The 16,576-nt window shown below is 49.9% G+C and carries 23 protein-coding genes and 2 pseudogenes; 18 read left to right on the top strand and 7 right to left on the bottom strand.

Annotated features, from left to right (window positions below):
• From JJU14_RS14135 to JJU14_RS14125, 3 genes are all read left to right on the top strand, one after another.
• Positions 1–842: ArsA family ATPase (locus tag JJU14_RS14135; RefSeq protein WP_228614335.1), on the top strand; the 842-nt coding region annotated here is incomplete at its 5' end.
• 56 nt (positions 843–898) lie between these two features.
• A complete protein-coding gene (locus JJU14_RS14130; protein WP_228614334.1) occupies positions 899–1,279 on the top strand; it encodes a SirB2 family protein in 381 nt (126 codons plus the stop codon).
• A 98-nt stretch (positions 1,280–1,377) separates the two neighbouring features.
• A complete protein-coding gene (locus tag JJU14_RS14125; RefSeq protein WP_228614333.1) occupies positions 1,378–2,580 on the top strand; it encodes an alpha/beta hydrolase in 1,203 nt (400 codons plus the stop codon).
• A gap of 16 nt (positions 2,581–2,596) precedes the next feature.
• Here the strand turns inward: JJU14_RS14125 and JJU14_RS14120 are convergent, their stop codons facing one another.
• Positions 2,597–3,871, bottom strand: a complete 1,275-nt coding sequence (locus JJU14_RS14120; protein WP_228614332.1) for a response regulator — start codon at positions 3,869–3,871, stop codon at positions 2,597–2,599.
• A gap of 123 nt (positions 3,872–3,994) precedes the next feature.
• Complete coding sequence (locus JJU14_RS14115; RefSeq protein WP_228614331.1) at positions 3,995–4,138, bottom strand: DUF3096 domain-containing protein; 144 nt, start codon at positions 4,136–4,138, stop codon at positions 3,995–3,997.
• Between the two features lie 182 nt (positions 4,139–4,320).
• On the opposite strand from JJU14_RS14115, the gene JJU14_RS14110 reads away from it, so the two are divergent.
• From JJU14_RS14110 to JJU14_RS14085, 6 genes and pseudogenes are all read left to right on the top strand, one after another.
• Positions 4,321–4,773, top strand: coding sequence for a hypothetical protein (locus JJU14_RS14110; protein ID WP_228614330.1), 453 nt, complete (start codon positions 4,321–4,323; stop codon positions 4,771–4,773).
• 18 nt (positions 4,774–4,791) lie between these two features.
• Positions 4,792–5,067, top strand: coding sequence for a hypothetical protein (locus JJU14_RS14105; RefSeq protein ID WP_228614329.1), 276 nt, complete (start codon positions 4,792–4,794; stop codon positions 5,065–5,067).
• Positions 5,068–5,103: 36 nt separating this feature from the next.
• A complete protein-coding gene (gene blaOXA / locus JJU14_RS14100) occupies positions 5,104–5,895 on the top strand; it encodes a class D beta-lactamase (RefSeq protein WP_228614328.1) in 792 nt (263 codons plus the stop codon).
• A gap of 91 nt (positions 5,896–5,986) precedes the next feature.
• Positions 5,987–6,214 carry a hypothetical protein gene (locus JJU14_RS14095; RefSeq protein WP_228614327.1) on the top strand — a complete coding sequence of 76 codons (228 nt, stop codon included), beginning with the start codon at positions 5,987–5,989 and terminating at the stop codon, positions 6,212–6,214.
• A gap of 653 nt (positions 6,215–6,867) precedes the next feature.
• Positions 6,868–7,839, top strand: a pseudogene (locus JJU14_RS14090) (DUF1852 domain-containing protein); the annotation flags it as partial.
• An 87-nt stretch (positions 7,840–7,926) separates the two neighbouring features.
• Positions 7,927–8,958 (top strand): methionine synthase, encoded by a 1,032-nt coding sequence (locus JJU14_RS14085; RefSeq protein WP_228614326.1) that lies wholly within the window; start codon positions 7,927–7,929, stop codon positions 8,956–8,958.
• Positions 8,959–9,034: 76 nt separating this feature from the next.
• Here JJU14_RS14085 and nadS read toward each other — a convergent pair whose 3' ends face one another.
• Together nadS and JJU14_RS14075 are read right to left on the bottom strand one after the other, a co-directional pair.
• Positions 9,035–9,319: a NadS family protein gene (gene nadS, locus JJU14_RS14080; RefSeq protein ID WP_228614325.1), complete on the bottom strand. Its 285-nt coding sequence runs from the start codon at positions 9,317–9,319 to the stop codon at positions 9,035–9,037.
• A 1-nt stretch (position 9,320) separates the two neighbouring features.
• The gene (locus JJU14_RS14075; RefSeq protein ID WP_228614324.1) at positions 9,321–9,656 is read right to left on the bottom strand and encodes a type II toxin-antitoxin system RelE/ParE family toxin; all 336 of its coding nucleotides are present in this window, start codon (positions 9,654–9,656) and stop codon (positions 9,321–9,323) included.
• Positions 9,657–9,934: 278 nt separating this feature from the next.
• Here JJU14_RS14075 and JJU14_RS14070 point away from each other — a divergent pair, with 278 nt between their 5' ends.
• Positions 9,935–10,897, top strand: coding sequence for a prolyl oligopeptidase family serine peptidase (locus JJU14_RS14070; protein WP_228614323.1), 963 nt, complete (start codon positions 9,935–9,937; stop codon positions 10,895–10,897).
• Between the two features lie 75 nt (positions 10,898–10,972).
• Here the strand turns inward: JJU14_RS14070 and JJU14_RS14065 are convergent, their stop codons facing one another.
• Both JJU14_RS14065 and JJU14_RS14060 read right to left on the bottom strand, forming a co-directional pair.
• On the bottom strand, positions 10,973–11,272 hold the full coding sequence (locus tag JJU14_RS14065; protein WP_228614322.1) for a type II toxin-antitoxin system RelE/ParE family toxin: 300 nt from the start codon (positions 11,270–11,272) through the stop codon (positions 10,973–10,975).
• A 9-nt stretch (positions 11,273–11,281) separates the two neighbouring features.
• The gene (locus JJU14_RS14060; protein WP_228614321.1) at positions 11,282–11,524 is read right to left on the bottom strand and encodes a type II toxin-antitoxin system Phd/YefM family antitoxin; all 243 of its coding nucleotides are present in this window, start codon (positions 11,522–11,524) and stop codon (positions 11,282–11,284) included.
• 150 nt (positions 11,525–11,674) lie between these two features.
• Here JJU14_RS14060 and JJU14_RS14055 point away from each other — a divergent pair, with 150 nt between their 5' ends.
• Together JJU14_RS14055 and JJU14_RS14050 are read left to right on the top strand one after the other, a co-directional pair.
• Positions 11,675–11,992 carry an antibiotic biosynthesis monooxygenase gene (locus tag JJU14_RS14055; protein WP_228614320.1) on the top strand — a complete coding sequence of 106 codons (318 nt, stop codon included), beginning with the start codon at positions 11,675–11,677 and terminating at the stop codon, positions 11,990–11,992.
• 266 nt (positions 11,993–12,258) lie between these two features.
• Entirely contained in the window at positions 12,259–12,942 is a 684-nt protein-coding gene (locus JJU14_RS14050; protein WP_228614319.1) for a PEP-CTERM sorting domain-containing protein, read from the top strand.
• Positions 12,943–13,208: 266 nt separating this feature from the next.
• Here the strand turns inward: JJU14_RS14050 and JJU14_RS14045 are convergent.
• Positions 13,209–13,340, bottom strand: a pseudogene (locus JJU14_RS14045) (TOBE domain-containing protein); the annotation flags it as partial.
• A 56-nt stretch (positions 13,341–13,396) separates the two neighbouring features.
• On the opposite strand from JJU14_RS14045, the gene JJU14_RS14040 reads away from it, so the two are divergent.
• The 6 genes from JJU14_RS14040 to JJU14_RS14015 all read left to right on the top strand — a co-directional run bounded on the left by JJU14_RS14040 (position 13,397) and on the right by JJU14_RS14015 (position 16,314).
• Positions 13,397–13,702 (top strand): hypothetical protein, encoded by a 306-nt coding sequence (locus JJU14_RS14040; protein ID WP_228614318.1) that lies wholly within the window; start codon positions 13,397–13,399, stop codon positions 13,700–13,702.
• A 5-nt stretch (positions 13,703–13,707) separates the two neighbouring features.
• A complete protein-coding gene (locus JJU14_RS14035) occupies positions 13,708–13,875 on the top strand; it encodes a hypothetical protein (RefSeq protein ID WP_228614317.1) in 168 nt (55 codons plus the stop codon).
• A 104-nt stretch (positions 13,876–13,979) separates the two neighbouring features.
• Positions 13,980–14,219 carry an addiction module protein gene (locus JJU14_RS14030; protein WP_228614316.1) on the top strand — a complete coding sequence of 80 codons (240 nt, stop codon included), beginning with the start codon at positions 13,980–13,982 and terminating at the stop codon, positions 14,217–14,219.
• Positions 14,216–14,434: a hypothetical protein gene (locus JJU14_RS14025; RefSeq protein WP_228614315.1), complete on the top strand. Its 219-nt coding sequence runs from the start codon at positions 14,216–14,218 to the stop codon at positions 14,432–14,434. The genes JJU14_RS14030 and JJU14_RS14025 overlap by 4 nt, the downstream gene beginning before the upstream one ends.
• A gap of 438 nt (positions 14,435–14,872) precedes the next feature.
• A complete protein-coding gene (locus JJU14_RS14020) occupies positions 14,873–15,784 on the top strand; it encodes a hypothetical protein (RefSeq protein WP_228614314.1) in 912 nt (303 codons plus the stop codon).
• Positions 15,781–16,314, top strand: coding sequence for a hypothetical protein (locus tag JJU14_RS14015; RefSeq protein WP_228614313.1), 534 nt, complete (start codon positions 15,781–15,783; stop codon positions 16,312–16,314). Before JJU14_RS14020 ends, JJU14_RS14015 begins: the two co-directional genes overlap by 4 nt.
• Positions 16,315–16,576: the final 262 nt, after the last annotated feature.

Raw genomic sequence — 16,576 nt, 5'->3', positions numbered from 1 at the left:
CGATAGGGGATAGCATTACCCGGTTGGCTCCCAACCTGGATGGGTTGGAGCTGGATCCGGATCGCGAAGTCGAACAGCATCTGGCCAAGGTCAGCGCTCAGTTAAAGCGCTTTACCCGGCCTGAGATGTTTGCCGAAGTCGAGCGGCAAATGCGCCTGACACGCCAGTCGCCAGGGGCCCAGGAAGCCGCCATGCTGGAGCGGATTGCACAGACCATCGAGCTTGGCCTGAGCGACTACGATTTACTTATTTTTGATACCGCACCCACCGGCCATACGCTGCGCTTGCTGAGCTTGCCTGAAGCCATGGCGGCCTGGACTCAGGGTCTGCTGCAGGCCAGTCAACGCTCAAAAAAGCTTGGCGATGTATTGGACCATTTAACCCCCAAAGCCGGCCGCGATCTGGATAACCCGCTGGGCGACCCTAAGGATCATGCTACGGCGGGTATGGATGAGCGTAGCAAAGCCATTACCGAAACCTTGCTGGCCCGCCAGCGTTTGCTGCAGCGCACCCGCGAAGTCTTGCTGGATCACCAGCGAACGGCGCTGTTGTTTGTACTGACCCCGGAAAAACTGCCGATCCTGGAAACCGCTCGAGCGGTGACCAGTTTGCAGCAGGAAAAGCTGCCGCTGGCAGGTTTAATAGTCAATCGGGTACTGCCCGATAGCGCCGATGGTGATTTTCTGGCGAAACGGCGCGCGCAAGAACAACAACATTTGGCGCACATCGCCACCGAATTTGCCAAGCTGCCACGTTACCAGCTACCGCTGCAAGCCACCGATATACAAGGCCTAGAGGCATTGCAGCAGATGTCAGCTTTATTGGCTGAGGCCGGGTTTTAGCAGGCACATTTCTGGTATACCATAGCCATACTTACTTGAAATCTCTAAGGATCCCCATGGAATACTATGTCCCGATAAAGCATCTTCATATGCTGTTTGCCTACCTGACGGCGTTGCTGTTTACGGTGCGTCTGGTGCTGGATGCGCTAGGCAAGCCTGGCTGGCGGCAAACGCCGCTGCGCTTTATCCCCCATATCAACGATAGCCTGCTGCTACTCTTTGCACTCACGCTCTGGTTTATCGGCCCCTGGCAGCTGCTTAGCCATGGCTGGTTGGGGCTGAAAATTGTGCTGCTGTTTGGCTACATCGGGGCAGGTATGGTGGCACTGAAGCCAAGCAAGCCTAAAGGGGTGCGCATTGGCTTTGCTGTGCTGGCGCTGGTGCTGCTGGCGGCTATTTTCCACCTGGCTACCGCCAAGCCGCAGCTGTTTGCTTAAACAGCTGTTTGGTAAAACCGAGTGTAGTCTGCGGCGACACCTGAACACGGCTGCTTTGCTATACTGCCTGAGTATCAAAGGCTGACACGGAGTTTAGGATGCACAGAAGCAATCAATCCTGGCTGAGACTGTTGTTGCAACTGTTCGGATTATTGCTGGTTTCTGGCATTGCTTACCTGAGCCTGGGCGCTTTTCGCGACCCGACGCAAAGCGGGCATGCCATGCTAAGCTCGGTGGTATGGGCCACCTTTGGCCCACATTTGGTGCTGTTGGCCGCGCTTGTCTTTGTTGCTGGTATGCTCGCCTGTCGCAAAAAGCCTGCCTGGTTGTCTGGTGCGCTGCTTACTGTCTCTTTGGCGGCCCTGGCTGGTTCCATCTTCATTACGGCCAGTATTATCACAGCGGTAGAGCGGGCCGGCGGCACTATAAACCTATTGGCCAGTCTGCATTTGCAGTCCATGCAAGACGGGGGGCCGGATGAATGGATTCAGCTACCAAGACAGGACCATGAAACAGCCCGAATTGCCATTTACCGCCCTGTGCAGACTGCGATGGCCCCGGTGCTGGTGTACATTCACGGCGGTGGCTTTAAAACCGGCAGCATCACCGAAACAGATCGCGATTTACGTTGGTTTGCTGATAGAGGCTGGCTGGTATTCAGCCTGGGCTATCGGCTATGGACCGAACAACAAGCTACCTGGCAGCTGGCACCGCAGGATGTTTACTGTGCAGCGGTCTGGGTGCAAGCCAATGCCAGCCGTTATGGCGGTGATACCACAAGGTTGGCCGTACTGGGGGATTCTGCCGGAGGAAACCTAGCGCTGAATCTGGCTTATCAGGGGGCACGCAGTGAGATGAGCTCTGTTTGTCCTGGACCTGCGCTGCAAGCCGCAGCTGTGGTGGTGCAGTACCCGGCGGTGGATCCTTTGGCGATTTATCAGCATGGCTATCCAGTACCAGGCTTTGAGCCAACCATGTTGGTAGCTGGCTATCTGGGGGGCGATCCCTATCAGTATCCAGAGCGTGTCGCTGCGGTCAGTTCATACAGTTATCTCCATGCTGAAGCCCCGGCAACCCTAATTTTCGCCCCGGAGAAGGATGGGCTGGTGCCATCCTGGTCGGTGTACCGTTTTGCCGATTATGCCCGGCTGGCGGGGGTGGAGGTGGAGTTGGTTCGGATCCCCTTTGCCAGCCATATCTACAATCAGATGGCAGCCAACTCAGTGGGCAATCAGGCCCGCTTAAGCATTACCCTGCGCTTTTTGCAGCAGCTGGGGCTGGCACCGTTGCTCGCAGAGTAAAGGTTGTGCTTTATATTTAGCTGGCCACCACCTGATTCCGGCCATTTTGCTTGGCTTGATACAGGGCTTTATCCGCCCGGGCAAAAACTTCATCAAAGTACTCGGTTTGCGCCGGGTTCAGGCTGGTAACACCAATGCTGACACTGGTTGCAATGCCTTCCGGTTTTAACTGCTGCAGCCGCTCACACAACTGCTGTGCTTTGGCAGTAGCATCGTCTAAGTCGCATTGATGCAGCAGCACCACGAATTCCTCACCGCCAAAGCGGGCAATGCAATCCTGTTCGCTGAACTGCTCTCGCAAGGCTTCGGCCAGTCGTTTCAACACTTTGTCGCCAATATGATGGCCATGTTGATCGTTTACCTGTTTAAAGTGGTCGATATCAATCACCAGTAGGGACAGCGGCAGTTGCTGCTTACTGGCTTCGGCAAAACGACGCTTGGCCACTTCGCCCATAAAGTGGCGGTTGTACAGGCCGGTTAAATGGTCCTTGGTAGCCAGTTCCAATAAACGCTGACGCTCACGGGTAAGCTGATCGACCAGTCGGTTGGCGGAAATCAGGTTATTGATTCGCGCAAACAATTCCTCATCCAGCACTGGCTTGGAGATGTAATCGTTGGCGCCGGATTGCAGCGCCAGAATACGACGGTTTACGCTTTCCAGGCTGGTGACGGCCAGGATAGGCGTTTGCTGAAAACGACCTTCTGAGCGCAGCTGCTTAATAAAATCGATGCCGGTTTCATTATCCTGCAGCACGATGTCGGTCATGATCAGCTCGTATTTGTTGTGCTGCAGCAACTCCAAGGCTTGCTGGATAGAAAAAGCATGATCCATCGAAAGCCCCAACCGTTTCAGTTTGGCATCGGTGGCCTTGGCAACGGTTAAGCTGTCTTCCAGATACAGGGCCTTGCCACTGATGTTGTAGCGAAAGGGACCGAGCGGGATCAACGCATGCAAGGCTTCTTCCAGCCTGGGCAGATCATCCTTGCGAATAATATCGGTGGCACCAGCCGCTAAAGCCGAAGACAACAGCTCCGGGTTCGATTCGGAAGTGACAATAAAAATCGGCAGATCCCTGGATTGCCCTTCCGAGCGTACCTGTTGGCAGAACTCTATACCGGTCAGATCAGCCAGGTACATGGCAACACAGACAAACTGAAAAGAGTGCTCACGCATGGCCCGAAAGCCTGCTGTAGCCGTATCAACAAAGGTAATATCGAAGTCGTAGCTTTCCAGCATGCGGGATAAGATGCGCTGGTAAGTCGGGCTGGGTTCGATAATCAAAGCACGCATAAGATTCCTTCGGCGGGTGGCATGCTTTAAGTCTAACGCAGAATAGCGAGAGGAAAAAGAAAGTTACCGGCTTTCGCACTTTGGGAACTGGCGTGCGAAACCGGACAGGCTAAGAAATCATGTTTAAATTTTCAGACCAAAAATCTGAATCACACCGACAGCGATCAAATAAATCGCCACCACATAGTTCAGCAGCTTTGGCTTAATCAGTATCAGAATGCCAGCAATGATGGAAAGCACTGGAATCAGGGTAATATGCAGCGTCATAATCCTATCCTTTTGAAGTTGGGCTTGCTAGGGTAACCAGAGCATTGTGCGGCCAGAATGAAATTATAGCAATTGCTTAATTTTACTTGGTTTGTAACGGGCGTCTTCTAACTACGGAGTGGCATAAAACATGGCTAGGAAAGTTAGCTTTCTTGTTGTGGCAACAGCTACGGGGAGGCGCAGTGCGTAAATTTGCTATCCTGATTGTCGTGATTGCATGCATCATGCTGCTGCCTGCGATGTTCTTTCAACGGCATGCTATGGCTTGTGAGTTACTACCAGTACTGAATTACCAGCAGATCATCGATGGTGTTTTTGTTGAGATGGAAGACACGGATACATCAGCGGATCGGGCAAAAGCGATCACAGGATTGATTGCAGCGGCTTCAGAGCGAATGACCGATTTGTATGGTGCGCCTGCCTCTAAACCAAGAGTGGTGATTACTTCGGACGTGCAAAAGGCAGCAAGCTGGGGCTCTAACGAGACGGCTTCGATGCATCGCATGCCATGGCGGGCCTGCATCATCATTGGCCCAAAGGGACAAAATGTGGATGTGATTGCGCATGAATGGCTGCATGCTGAGATCCAGCACCGGGTTGGTTTCTTTCGATTTTTGCAAGAAATTCCGGTTTAGTTCGATGAAGGCGCGGCATTGACGCTCGATTACAGAGCACCTTTCTTACCTGAAAATATTGAGCTCAGCGAGGCCGATATTGCCGCGGTAAAAAACCGTAAAAGTGGCCGACATTTTTTCTCCGGTACTGTCAGGCAAAACTATCAGGCTGCGCGATTAGCAGTACAGCCCTTAATTCGTCCGGAACAGTTTTTTGATGATTTGGAGCGGATTGCCGCAGGGCAATCCTTTGAGGCCGTATTTTTACAAATGGACAAATCAATGCAGCCGACGGCGAGCGGGTTGGCAAATTAAACGGTAACTTTTCGACATTCAGGATACTATGCAGATATGAAGCTTACGTTATTCCTATGTGTACTGGCAGGGGCTGCTTGCCAACTTGCAGCCAGTGGTGTCGAGCAGCCGGAGTGGGGAGTGTTTTTTTCGGAGCAAGATGCGGTTGGCACCCTGGTGGTCTTGGATCAGCGTACTGATGATGCACGCTTATTGGTGTTTAACCAGGAGCGGGCAGCAAAGCGGTTTTCTCCTGCATCCACCTTCAAAATTCCTCATACCCTGTTTGCGCTTGATGCTGGTGTGCTCAAGGATAGGTCTCAGGTGTTCAAGTGGGATGGCGTCGAACGCAGCTTTGCTGGCCATAACCGGGACCAGGATCTGCGTTCGGCCATGCGCTACTCGGCACTTTGGGTCTATCAGGGTTTTGCCCAGGCGATTGGCGATGACAAGGCGCAGCAGTACCTGCAACAGTTGAACTATGGCAACGCCGATATAACTTTAGATCAAGGCGATTATTGGGTGGATGGTCACTTGGCCATATCTGCTTATGAACAGATCGCGTTTTTGCAGCAACTGTATCGCAATGAACTGCCATTTTCGCAGGAGCATCAGCAACTGGTGAAAGAACTGATCATGCTCGAGAGCGGACCGCACTGGATCTTGCGGGCAAAAACCGGTTGGCAAGGCCAGTACGGCTGGTGGGTTGGTTGGGTGGAGTGGCCCAGCGGCCCGGTGTTCTTTGCACTAAATATCGACACACCAAATCGCATGGCCGATCTTGCTAAGCGCGAGCAAATTACCCGCACTATCTTACGCTCGCTGGATGCGCTACCGGCGCTGGAGTAATGCTTAACTCGGTCGAGGGCTTGTGTGAGTATTATAGTTCTGAATGAGCTGAGGATATCCGCGCTTACACAACTGATTTTGAGGCTAAGTCATGAAAGCCTTGCGTCAACGACAGTTATGCATCCAGCGTGAACGCGACAAAAAGCTTCAGGTGATAGGCCTGCAGGCGAACGGCGATCTGGCCTATTTCAACGAGCTGTTTGAAAACGGTCACTTCGAGTCGGTGCTGGCTAAGCTGTACGATTTTACCGAACCCGATGTGCGCCAGGCCTTTCAGCGGTTTGGCGCTGCTGCTTCAGTTTGCTTATCCGAATACTAAGAGGTTCTAATGAAGTGTCCGCACTGCTTGCAACATGTGAGTGTCTTTTCCAGAAGCATCAATAAATTTGGCTCCACGCAGCTGTGTCCAAAGTGCAATCAGCCGGTTAAAACCTATTTAAGCCTTAAATGGGCTGCTATTTTATTTATTCCTGTTTTTGTCAGTTTGCAAGCAATCAAGCTGCTCTTTATCAATGGCAGTTTCAGCAGTTCCCTGGCAACGGGGTTTGCTTGTGGCTTGTTGGTTGTATTGTCCATGAGGCTTAAAGTGCCAGATGATGCCGCAAGCTCATAAGCATCTTTTAAAAAGTTGAGATGCCAGATTGGCTATCGTGCGATTGGTACGGATATCTGGCGGTAGTCATCGTTTTCGTCTGTTTATCACATGCACTTCCTATAGCTACTTATCACAAGCGCTTTATGGCTATGCAGCAAAGCAGTTGCCGAGAGGAAAATAGTAGTATGAAAATTTTTCATACTAGACCTGAAATAACACCATTTTCCTGCCCCGGATTTTGCGCGTATAACACACCCATGGTCACCATTTGGATGTCCAGATGCCTAGTTTGGCGTCGGATGCACTGGCAGCAAGTGCATGCAACAGGCTTTGCCGTGCGCAAGGCAGCATAGGTAACTGACAACGGGGTAGCAAAGATTATGAACCACTTTACATTTAGCATTAAAAGCATCGCTTTTAACGAGCATTACCAGCCGGCCGACAACACCCGCATCACCACCAACTTTGCCAATCTGGCCAGGGGCGCCAGCCGTCAGCAGAATCTGCGCAAAACCCTGGCGATGATCGACCGCCGCTTTAATACACTGGCGCCCTGGGATAACCCAAATGCCGATCGCTATGCGGTGCAGCTGGACATTATTTCAGTCGATATCAACCTGGCAGGAAAAAGCGATGCCTTCCCGGCCATTGAAGTGCTGAAAACCAGCATTATTGACCGCAAAACCAAGCAACGGATGGACGGCATTGTTGGCAATAACTTTTCCTCCTATGTGCGGGATTATGATTTCAGCGTGGTGCTGCTGGAGCACAACAAAAATCAGCCCCAGTTCAGTATTCCGGCTAACTTTGGCGATTTGCACGGCAAGCTGTTTCAATGCTTTGTCAGCTCCGCGGAATACCGGCAACACTTTCGCAAGCCGCCGGTGATTTGTTTAAGTGTGTCCGACAACAAAACCTATCAGCGTACCGGCAATCAGCACCCGGTGTTGGGAATTGAATATCAACCCGATGACAGCTCGCTTACCGAGCAGTATTTCAAAAAGATGGGTTTGAATGTGCGCTACTTTATGCCGGCTCAAAGCGCCGCGCCGCTGGCGTTTTATTTCTTTGGTGATTTGCTCAATGACTACAGCAATCTTGAGCTGATAGGTACCATCAGCACCATGGAAACCTTTCAGAAAATATACCGACCTGAAATCTACAATGCTCATGCCGCGGCAGGGGAGTGCTACAAGCCCAACTTGAAAAACCCGGACCATGCGCCAACCGACATCGTCTACGACAGAGAAGAGCGCAGCCGGCTTGCGGTGGAGCAGGGCCGCTTTGCCCAGGAGCATTTTATCAAGCCGCACCAGCGTCTGCTGGAGCAATGGGCTGCTCAGTACTCTGCGCCTGAAATTTATTCAGCAGAGCCATTTATACAACAGCCGTACTCACAACAGCCGTATTCACAACAGCAACGGGCGATCGCATAAATGAACAAATTACTTCCAACATCAACCGCAGGCAGTTTACCCAAGCCATCCTGGCTGGCCGAGCCTGAAACGCTTTGGTCGCCCTGGAAATTGCAAGGCCAGGAATTAACCGACGGCAAGCAGGACGCACTGCGTGTGGCCCTGCAGGAGCAACAACAGGCCGGTCTTGATATCGTCAGTGACGGCGAGCAATCGCGCCAACACTTTGTCACCACCTTTATTGAGCATCTGGACGGCGTAGACTTTGCCAAACGCGAAATCATGCGCATTCGCAATCGCTACGAAGCCAGTGTGCCCTCTGTAGTGGGTGCGGTCAGCCGGCAAAAACCGGTCTTTGTAGAGGATGCGCGCTTTTTACGCCAGCAGACCAAACAGCCGATTAAATGGGCGCTGCCAGGCCCCATGACCATGATAGACACCCTGTACGATGGCCATTACAAAAGCCGTGAGCGGCTGGCGTTTGAGTTTGCCAGAATTCTTAACCAGGAAGCCAAAGAGCTGGTGGCGGCTGGGGTGGATATTATTCAGTTTGATGAACCGGCCTTTAATGTGTTTTTCGACGAGGTCAATGACTGGGGCATTGCCGCTTTAGAGCAGGCCATTGAAGGCCTTCAATGCGAAACTGCCGTGCACATTTGCTATGGCTATGGCATCAAGGCCAATACCGACTGGAAACAAACCCTGGGCTTGGAATGGCGTCAGTACGAGGCTGTGTTTCCAAAGCTCAAAGAGTCATCCATTGATATCATTTCGCTGGAATGCCACAACTCCCGGGTGCCGCTGGACTTACTGGAACTGATTCGCGGTAAAAAAGTGATGGTAGGCGCCATCGACGTGGCCAACCACAGCATTGAAACCCCGCAGGAGGTGGCTGCTACGCTGCGCCAGGCACTGCAGTTTGTTGATGCCGACAAGCTCTACCCGTGCACCAACTGCGGCATGGCACCGCTGCCGCGCCAAATCGCACGCGGCAAACTGCAGGCCTTAACGGCAGGGGCAGACATCGTGCGCAGAGAGCTCGAAATCCGCTGAGTGTGAGGTTTATTCGGCTAAAAGGAGAAAGCGCTGTGCTTTATCCTTTTGCTATTGGCTTGCTGTATTTGCGCATTCAGTGCGCGGCCAGTTGATGGTAGAACTCTGGGTTGTCCTGAATAGTGGCCAGGACTTTCGCGGCCAGGCCTGTTGGGTTGCGTCGCTTGCTCTCCCAGCTTTTGATGGTATCAACACTGGTACCCAGCGCCTGTGCAAGTTGTGCCTGGGTAATAGCTAAGCTTTCACGCAGAGCTTTAACATCGGCCATTTCATAGCGGCTAACCCGGCTTGCCTCTTTTCGGCCTTGCTTAATATCCACCGCTTCGGTCAGAGAATCCTTTAACTCATTAAAGATACTCATACTACACCTCGCTTTTAAGTAACTTAGTTAACTGCTTTAACTCCGCTTTCTCAGCTGCAGTCAGGCTGTCTTTTTCGTTTTTCGCATATGCCAGCAGCAAGTAGATAACTTCAGCAGTTGCCAGAAAATAGATGACTCTGGCACTGCCACTTTTACCTTGCCCGCCAGTTGCCATACGAACCTTGCGCAGCCCACCCGTGCCAGTGATCAGGTCACCTTTCATTGGCTGGGCAATAAGCTCATTCTGCAACACCCTAAGCTCGTCATCGGTAGCAATTTGCTTGATCTGTCTGGTAAACAAGGATGTTTCGATAAACTCGATGGCATGCCAAGTCAAAACTTACCTCCTTGTAAGTCAAGATAATGTACATAGTACACCCTTAGGGCTGTTTGTCTAGACAAAGAGAAGGGCAATGGTGCTGAGTCAAGGAGTTTCCACAATACCTGCAGCACAACGACTGAGTCGTTTTGACGATACAAGGTGCCGTTGGAGGTTATGATTGCTAACCACTGCTCTGACATGGCAACACCTCGCCTTGATTGCCAGCAAGGCTGTTTGGCCGATATAGTGTACCGATAGTGGTGAGTAGGGTGCCTGTACCCAGCGAGGCCTTAATGCATAAACTGTGTGAACAAATGACGCTCTGCCTGGCGGTCATTCTTTTTATGGCTGGATGCAGTAGTGCAAGGGTGCATCAGCCAGCGGCAGACACGGAGCCACAGCTGTTGCGGCTGGATTATCAAAGCAGCATCGACGATACCAGACGCCAGTATTTCGTTTACTTACCAGCTGGCTATCAGCAAAACAGCGCGAAGCAATGGCCGGTGCTGCTTTTTTTGCACGGCAATGGTGAGCGCGGCAATGGGCTGGATGAGCTGGATTACACCTTAATTCATGGCCCGCTGTATGAAGCCTGGGTGCAAAAACGCGACTTGCCATTTATTATGGTGGTGCCGCAACTGCATCTATTTCAGATGGGGGAGCTATCCTATATCGCCAACCGCTCGCCAGCTGATATTCCGCAGCGCTTAACGGCTGGCGTACCGCCGCGCCCGGCGATGTTCCAGTCCAATCAACCGATAGCACCGGCTGAACCGGTTGCCGATATGAGCAAGGTACCGCCATTGCTGCCAGATGGCTGGGAGCGGGCAGAGCAGGATCTACTGGCTATGCTGCAAGCCGTGCAGGCAAATTACAATACGGATCCCAGCCGTGTGTATGTAACCGGCATTAGCTATGGTGGTTTTGGCAGCTGGTTTATGGCCAGTCAGCACCCGCAACTATTTGCTGCGGTGGTACCGGTGGTCGGTTGGGGCCATCCGGATTTAATGCCGCCTATTGCCAGGGCGCAAACCCCACTCTGGGTATTTGCTGCCGGGCGTGATTCTGCCATTCATAAAAACTACTTTTACCCGGGCATTGAAACCCTGCGCCAGCTTGGTCATCACCAGGTGCGCTTTAGTATGCTGGAGCAGGCGGAGCACGATGCCTGGCGCCAGGTGTATGCCGGCGAGGATGTCTATCATTGGTTGCTGCAGCAGCAATTGCCACCAGAACATCTGGCAGAGCAAGAATAGCTTTGAAAAGGCCGGGAAGATTAAGCAAATGATAACCGAGCACGAACTGGCGCAGAAACCAGGCCGTGAGGAATGTTATTTCAGATGGTTTTCAGGCAGTTGTGCTTGCCCTAATACAGCAACAATCAGGATGAAGTCGTCTTCTTTTGTGAAGTAGGCTGTATGTTTGCCAATCGGAAAGTAGAGGCCATTGATGTGTATGTCACCACAGCTTCGCCCTAACTCAGGGTTGTCGGCTAACATTTGAAAGCCTGCAAGCAGGCTTTCTTTGTATTTTAACCACTGCAATTCAGAAGAATTTTTAATGGTGTAGTTTTTAATTGCATGCAGGTGAGCCTGAGCCAGCTTGCTCAGTTGATAGCGCTTATTCCGCATAGGGAGCGCTTACAAAGCGCGCAGAAAATTTTCGCCGTCTACAACAAGACCTTTTGCTAAGTCTTCTTTAGCAGAGTTGAAACAGAGTTTCAGGTAATCAGCTTTCATAACTTCCAGAGCTTCGTAATCGTGGATAGACATAACGACGACAGCATCTTTACTGTTTTTGCTAATTTTGATTGGTTCCCGCTGGGCGTTAAGCAGCAACTCACCGAAATTTCGTTTGGCGTCATTTGCTGTTAATGTGTGCATGACCAGGCTCCAAAGATTAGAAATACAGTAAAAGTATATCTTAGCACAATAAACGGTCAATGCGATTAAATCGTGCGTTTTGTGCGAAAGGTAAACGAATAATCAAATGTTCTAGCGCCTGAGCTGTAAAGCCAACCAGAAGGAATTCCGATGTCATTGATAGCGACAACCCCGAAGCCACCTTATTATGCCGTCATTTTTACCTCACTGCGCACAGAGGGAGACCATGGTTATGCCGACATGGCAGACAGGATGGTTCAGCTTGCATCCGAGCAACCGGGTTTTATTGGTATAGAATCGGCCAGGGAAGAGGTTGGTATTACGGTGTCGTATTGGCGGGATCTGGAGTCGATAAAACAGTGGAAAGCCAATGCTGAGCACTTAGTAGCCCAGAAACTAGGCCGCGAGCAATGGTATAGCAGCTTTAAGACAAGGATTGCCAAAGTTGAGCGCGACTATGGTAGCTAGCCGCTTTCAAGGTGCCAGTTGAATACTCAATAAATACTGGCTGGCGGTAATGGTTTTTTTGGAGTGACTTGGGAAAGCGTCAACCAACAGTTTAGATAAGGCTTCAGTGGAATACTGTTGTTAGAGGTGTCAAAATTATTTACACATCTTTATGGTGAGAAAATTTTGTTCAAGTAAATCATGTTTTTGTGAATGTGGTCTATATTTTGCTTTTCAAGCCGGCGGTCAGAACAATGCGTTCATATTTGTAATTCCTAAGGAAAATCATGAAGAATAAACTATTGTTGGTATTGGCAGTTGGGGCTTTAGCACTTTCATTCGTTACTAGAGCTGCGATCATTCCAGTAGGAATTGTGAATGACATTCATGTAAACGATATACTGAATGATGGATGGTCCTATCTATACCGTGAAAATTATGGGGTAACCTCTGAAATCTCCATTGTCTTCGGTGAGCTTCAAGAGACGGACTGGATTTACCTTGTGGGTATCCGTAACAGTGACGACATGGTTCTTGCTGGTGCAGCGGTGACTTGGGGAGCATTTTCTACTTACACAGCTCTTAATGTTACGCACGATTTCAATGGGGCTTCTTGGTATTTCAATGGTTACTCCTTCGGATTTACAGCAATTGGCGATACGATAAATCAGAATACTGCTGATACAAGTAGTTATGTAGGTGGAAATCAAGGCCTTTCGATCCATACAAACTTTGACTCAGGCTCGCATGGCACGTTTTTTAACATTCAGAATCACTTGGTTTTACCCACCTATTTTGGTTCTGGCTGGAGCGCAGGCTCAGTTAGGGCACTTAATAACTCCTCCGAATACGATATCGCTTTTTTTGTAGGGTCTAATCCGAGTGCCCCTGTACCAGCGCCAGCCAGTATGGCAATGTTTGGCCTTGGACTTGGTGGTTTGTTTTTGTTCCGTCGAAAGTTTAAAGTCTAAGTTACAACTGCTACTTTAAGGTGTTCCGGGACAGAGATTACATCCTTTGTATACTGTCACCGGAACGTCACTGTTGAATCTTCAGCATGTGAAATTGCCAAAGCACGATGAATTTTCAGTGCAGAGCAGTTGTACAAAAGGGCCCGCTACTATCCGAAATTTTAGGGTGAATTGTAGAGGCAGAAAGAATTAAGCTCAATTTACGCGATTGCCTCATAACCGCTATTTACAAGTTCGCCGAATGGACTAAACAAACATCGCCGCAGTTAATCCAAAGCCACCGCCTTCACCTGCGCATACACCATCTGGCCAAGCTGCAACCCCAACCGCTCCAACGATTGCTTAGTCAGCAAAGCCTGCAACGGCTGGCCTGCTAACTCCAGTTGTACCAGGGTTTCAGCCGGGTGGGGCGCTGGGTTATTCGTACAGCTGAAGACTTTAGGAACAAAATGTAATGAAAAAACTTAAACTCACAGTAAGCTGGATTGAAGACAAACAGCCTTCGCAACAGGGGATGTATTTTACTGCACAGCGCTATCCAACAGGCTTTGGGGTCTATGATGTCGTTGCCTGGGATGGTGAGAAGTGGCAGTTAGATAGCACCATTCGTGTCGTTGGTTGGATCGCATTTGATGACTTTCTAAAGAACTTAGATATCAGCTGGCCAGCGTCGGATCTGAAATCGGACGCCGCGTTCAGAGCAGAGCATCAATCCGGTGAAGATAACTTTAAACCGGATGATTTTGTCGAAGTTGACTAACTTATTTGTTGTGGCAAAATTTTTGCCGCAATATCTTCGATCACGATGCCAGCAAGTTGAGTTCAGAGCTGGGGCAGGGCTTTACCTTGCTGGAAGAGCACACCGAAAAACACCTCACCACAGCCGGGCGCGAACAGGCGTTTGTTTATTTTCATTTTGTTCGTTGCGGTTAACCTGGGGGATCCCCTCGAATCGTTGGCTGGTGCAAGCGGGTAGTGGAGTAAGTCCGTCGCAGAATGTAGACTTGTTAAAGTGATAATTTGCTAATGGGGTATCTATGTTGCCTGCCACTGAGTTAATTGAATCTGAGGCACTGTCACTTCCTGTTTCAGAACGTGCAGAATTGATTGTGCATCTGCTGGACAGTCTGGAACCCCGCCCGAAGGCAGCCCCTGCCCAAATTGAAAAAGCCTGGGTGAATGAGGCAAATCGGCGATACGAGTCCTACCTGCAAGGAGAGGAGGAATCCTATTCAGCGGACGAGGTTTTTGCGGATTTACGGGCGTATGACGATTGAAGCCTGTTCGGTTTCTGGCGTCTGCCCGTGAAGACATTCGCCAGGAAAAATCGCGTTACCGCTCTATCCATCCTGAGTTGGCTCGCAGGTTTCAAGCTGCAATTGAGGCCGCCTCTGCACTCATCTCTGAGCAGCTGCTTGCCATGCAAGAGTTGGAGTTTTCTGTCAGGCGTTGGCCGCTGGAGATTTTTCCTCACGGTGCTGTACCGGTTTGAGGAAAATGTGTGTTAGTTTTGGCGGTATTACATCCAAGCCGAAAACCTGAAAAATGGCATGTACGAGCACGCATATAACCTGTCGTTCAATAGAGCCCTACAGCTGACCTTGCCTTCCGCTCATCAAGCAACGCCAATGGTTGTAAGCTAAGCGCCATATCGCGTGCCTGACCACACAGGCAATATGCGATTGGTTTGATGGTGGCCAGCTCTGGCTGTAGCAATGACTATGGCGCTTCAACAACTCTACTCCTTGATGCCGATTCTTGAATACGCAGTTATCTTCCAAAGCGTTGTTTACTGATGCTCTAAAACTCCAAGTGCACCCAATAAAATCACAAATATGCTGTAAAGTTACTAGTGCCGCTTGATGGAGTGAAGTATTGGTGATTAAATGGTAAATATAATTCTTTCAAAACATCAGGTAGGCTATTCTGTATGCATCAACAGCATCCCTATAGATCCCATGCCGAGTTGGAAACTGCTTTTAAAGAGAACCAGCACGATATATACGTACAAAACTGCCGCGAGCTAATTGAGCTGTGGGTAGCTGAGCAAAAAAGTAAAGGCAAAAGCTCACAGCAAATTGAGGCTGCTTTTGAGCAGATAGCGGGTAACAAACTTACGGATGCAATTGAACAAGCCGGTCGCGCATTCGGTTCGAATATGATTTCTGCCGCCGCAGATAGCAAAATGTTAGTAGCACTGGCGGCGGAGATGAAACGTTCCGGCAGTATACTTGGCCGCTATTACATTGATACACGTGGTGGTAAGCAGTACGTTATTTTCAAAGGAAGACCAGGACTACGGAAAACACTTACTGGTACCCGCTATTTAGCTACAAATACGAAAGTAATGAAAATTGGTGTTGGTGGCCAGGCACTCCGCGCTTCTGCCAAAGGCGGTTTTATTGTTTCAGTCATTTTCTCTGTTTCTCTCAATTCTATCGATTGGGTTCTGAAAGATGAGTTTCGTTGGACCAACTGGATAGCTAACGTCAGCACAGATATCGTGAAGGTGGTTATCTCTGGCGCTGCTGGCTATGCTGCAGGAATGTATTTTGCTGGCACTGCTGCCACTATTGCTATTCTCCCTCTAGGCGCCGCAATTGTTGCCGGTATAGTTGTTGCTGGTGCTTTATATGTTTTGGATAATCACTTCGGTATAACCAAAGCGATTATTGAACACTTAGAGCGCACGGAAAGAAATGTAAAAAACGAAATTTTGGATGGTTTTTACTACATCGTTCAGTCAACAGGTCATGCCGTCCGCCGACAACTGGAATCGCATGTCCGTAGCCAAATCTCTGTTTTACTCCGCAGGCTCAATGGTTTTCCGGCAATACGATGAATCAACACACTAAACTTAAAGATTTTCTTGCCCTGGTGTTCTTCGGCTTATTGCTGTTCATAGGCTGCTGGACATTACTTTACTCACTGCAAGTTCAGCTCGCTGAAATATCCAGTGATAAACCACTTATAGTTCTGAGTAGTTTTCATGGCTATATCCCCGGTACATTGGTAGCGCTTTTATTTATGCTTAGCTATGCAGCTAAGCGTTTGTGGTGCGGTTTACGGCAACAGCCACTACCATCCGATCATGGTAAAGTGACTGCGATAGGTGTTATAGCTGGATTAGTCTTGGTATTTGTCGGGAATTTTGTTTTAAGTGCCTACTGGAACCAGTCAGCAGAGCAGGCAGGCTATCAGGCTTGCCCTACGCTCACGTTGTTAACCAACAGAGTGACCATGAGGGCATGGAGTAAAGACGAAGTCTGGTGCTATGACGCTGATGCGCGCCGGATCATCGTGCGCGGTACGACAGATGAAACGGAACAGTTGTCACAGCTCCTGAATAGAAAACGAAACCAGGCGCAGTAATAATTTCACAAGGTACCGCTCTTCTGGCCGCATTAGCGGCCAGTCTGTTGTTCCATCAACAAGATAGTCTGCTTTCTCTGCTCTCATGCTTGCTAAGGACTGAAAAGTCCTTTAGGTTAAGGACTTACAGGTGCGTAAAATGACAAAAAGACAAGCACCAATACTTAAATGGTAGCTTAAAGTTGCGAGGGTAAAGCAAGTAGCTGCTTTATTTTGATCTGATAATCATCTAGCCTGAGTGGCCTTAGACGGCCTCCAAGTT

This window comes from Alkalimonas sp. (genome assembly GCF_020831925.1).
Taxonomy (GTDB): Bacteria; Pseudomonadota; Gammaproteobacteria; order Enterobacterales; family Alteromonadaceae; genus Alkalimonas.
Note: the sequence above shows the minus strand (reverse complement) of the source record. Positions and strands in the feature narration are given on the sequence as shown.

Coding starts and splice junctions, on each gene's coding strand:
- JJU14_RS14050 (WP_228614319.1), top strand. CDS start 12,259: ATGAAGAATAAACTATTGTTGGTATTGGCAGTTGGGGCTTTAGCACTT.
- nadS (WP_228614325.1), bottom strand. CDS start 9,319: ATGAGTATCTTTAATGAGTTAAAGGATTCTCTGACCGAAGCGGTGGAT.
- JJU14_RS14085 (WP_228614326.1), top strand. CDS start 7,927: ATGAACAAATTACTTCCAACATCAACCGCAGGCAGTTTACCCAAGCCA.
- JJU14_RS14125 (WP_228614333.1), top strand. CDS start 1,378: ATGCACAGAAGCAATCAATCCTGGCTGAGACTGTTGTTGCAACTGTTC.
- JJU14_RS14065 (WP_228614322.1), bottom strand. CDS start 11,272: ATGCGGAATAAGCGCTATCAACTGAGCAAGCTGGCTCAGGCTCACCTG.
- JJU14_RS14115 (WP_228614331.1), bottom strand. CDS start 4,138: ATGACGCTGCATATTACCCTGATTCCAGTGCTTTCCATCATTGCTGGC.
- JJU14_RS14070 (WP_228614323.1), top strand. CDS start 9,935: ATGCATAAACTGTGTGAACAAATGACGCTCTGCCTGGCGGTCATTCTT.
- blaOXA (WP_228614328.1), top strand. CDS start 5,104: ATGAAGCTTACGTTATTCCTATGTGTACTGGCAGGGGCTGCTTGCCAA.
- JJU14_RS14060 (WP_228614321.1), bottom strand. CDS start 11,524: ATGCACACATTAACAGCAAATGACGCCAAACGAAATTTCGGTGAGTTG.
- JJU14_RS14130 (WP_228614334.1), top strand. CDS start 899: ATGGAATACTATGTCCCGATAAAGCATCTTCATATGCTGTTTGCCTAC.
- JJU14_RS14095 (WP_228614327.1), top strand. CDS start 5,987: ATGAAAGCCTTGCGTCAACGACAGTTATGCATCCAGCGTGAACGCGAC.
- JJU14_RS14120 (WP_228614332.1), bottom strand. CDS start 3,871: ATGCGTGCTTTGATTATCGAACCCAGCCCGACTTACCAGCGCATCTTA.
- JJU14_RS14030 (WP_228614316.1), top strand. CDS start 13,980: ATGTTGCCTGCCACTGAGTTAATTGAATCTGAGGCACTGTCACTTCCT.
- JJU14_RS14015 (WP_228614313.1), top strand. CDS start 15,781: ATGAATCAACACACTAAACTTAAAGATTTTCTTGCCCTGGTGTTCTTC.
- JJU14_RS14020 (WP_228614314.1), top strand. CDS start 14,873: ATGCATCAACAGCATCCCTATAGATCCCATGCCGAGTTGGAAACTGCT.
- JJU14_RS14055 (WP_228614320.1), top strand. CDS start 11,675: ATGTCATTGATAGCGACAACCCCGAAGCCACCTTATTATGCCGTCATT.
- JJU14_RS14040 (WP_228614318.1), top strand. CDS start 13,397: ATGAAAAAACTTAAACTCACAGTAAGCTGGATTGAAGACAAACAGCCT.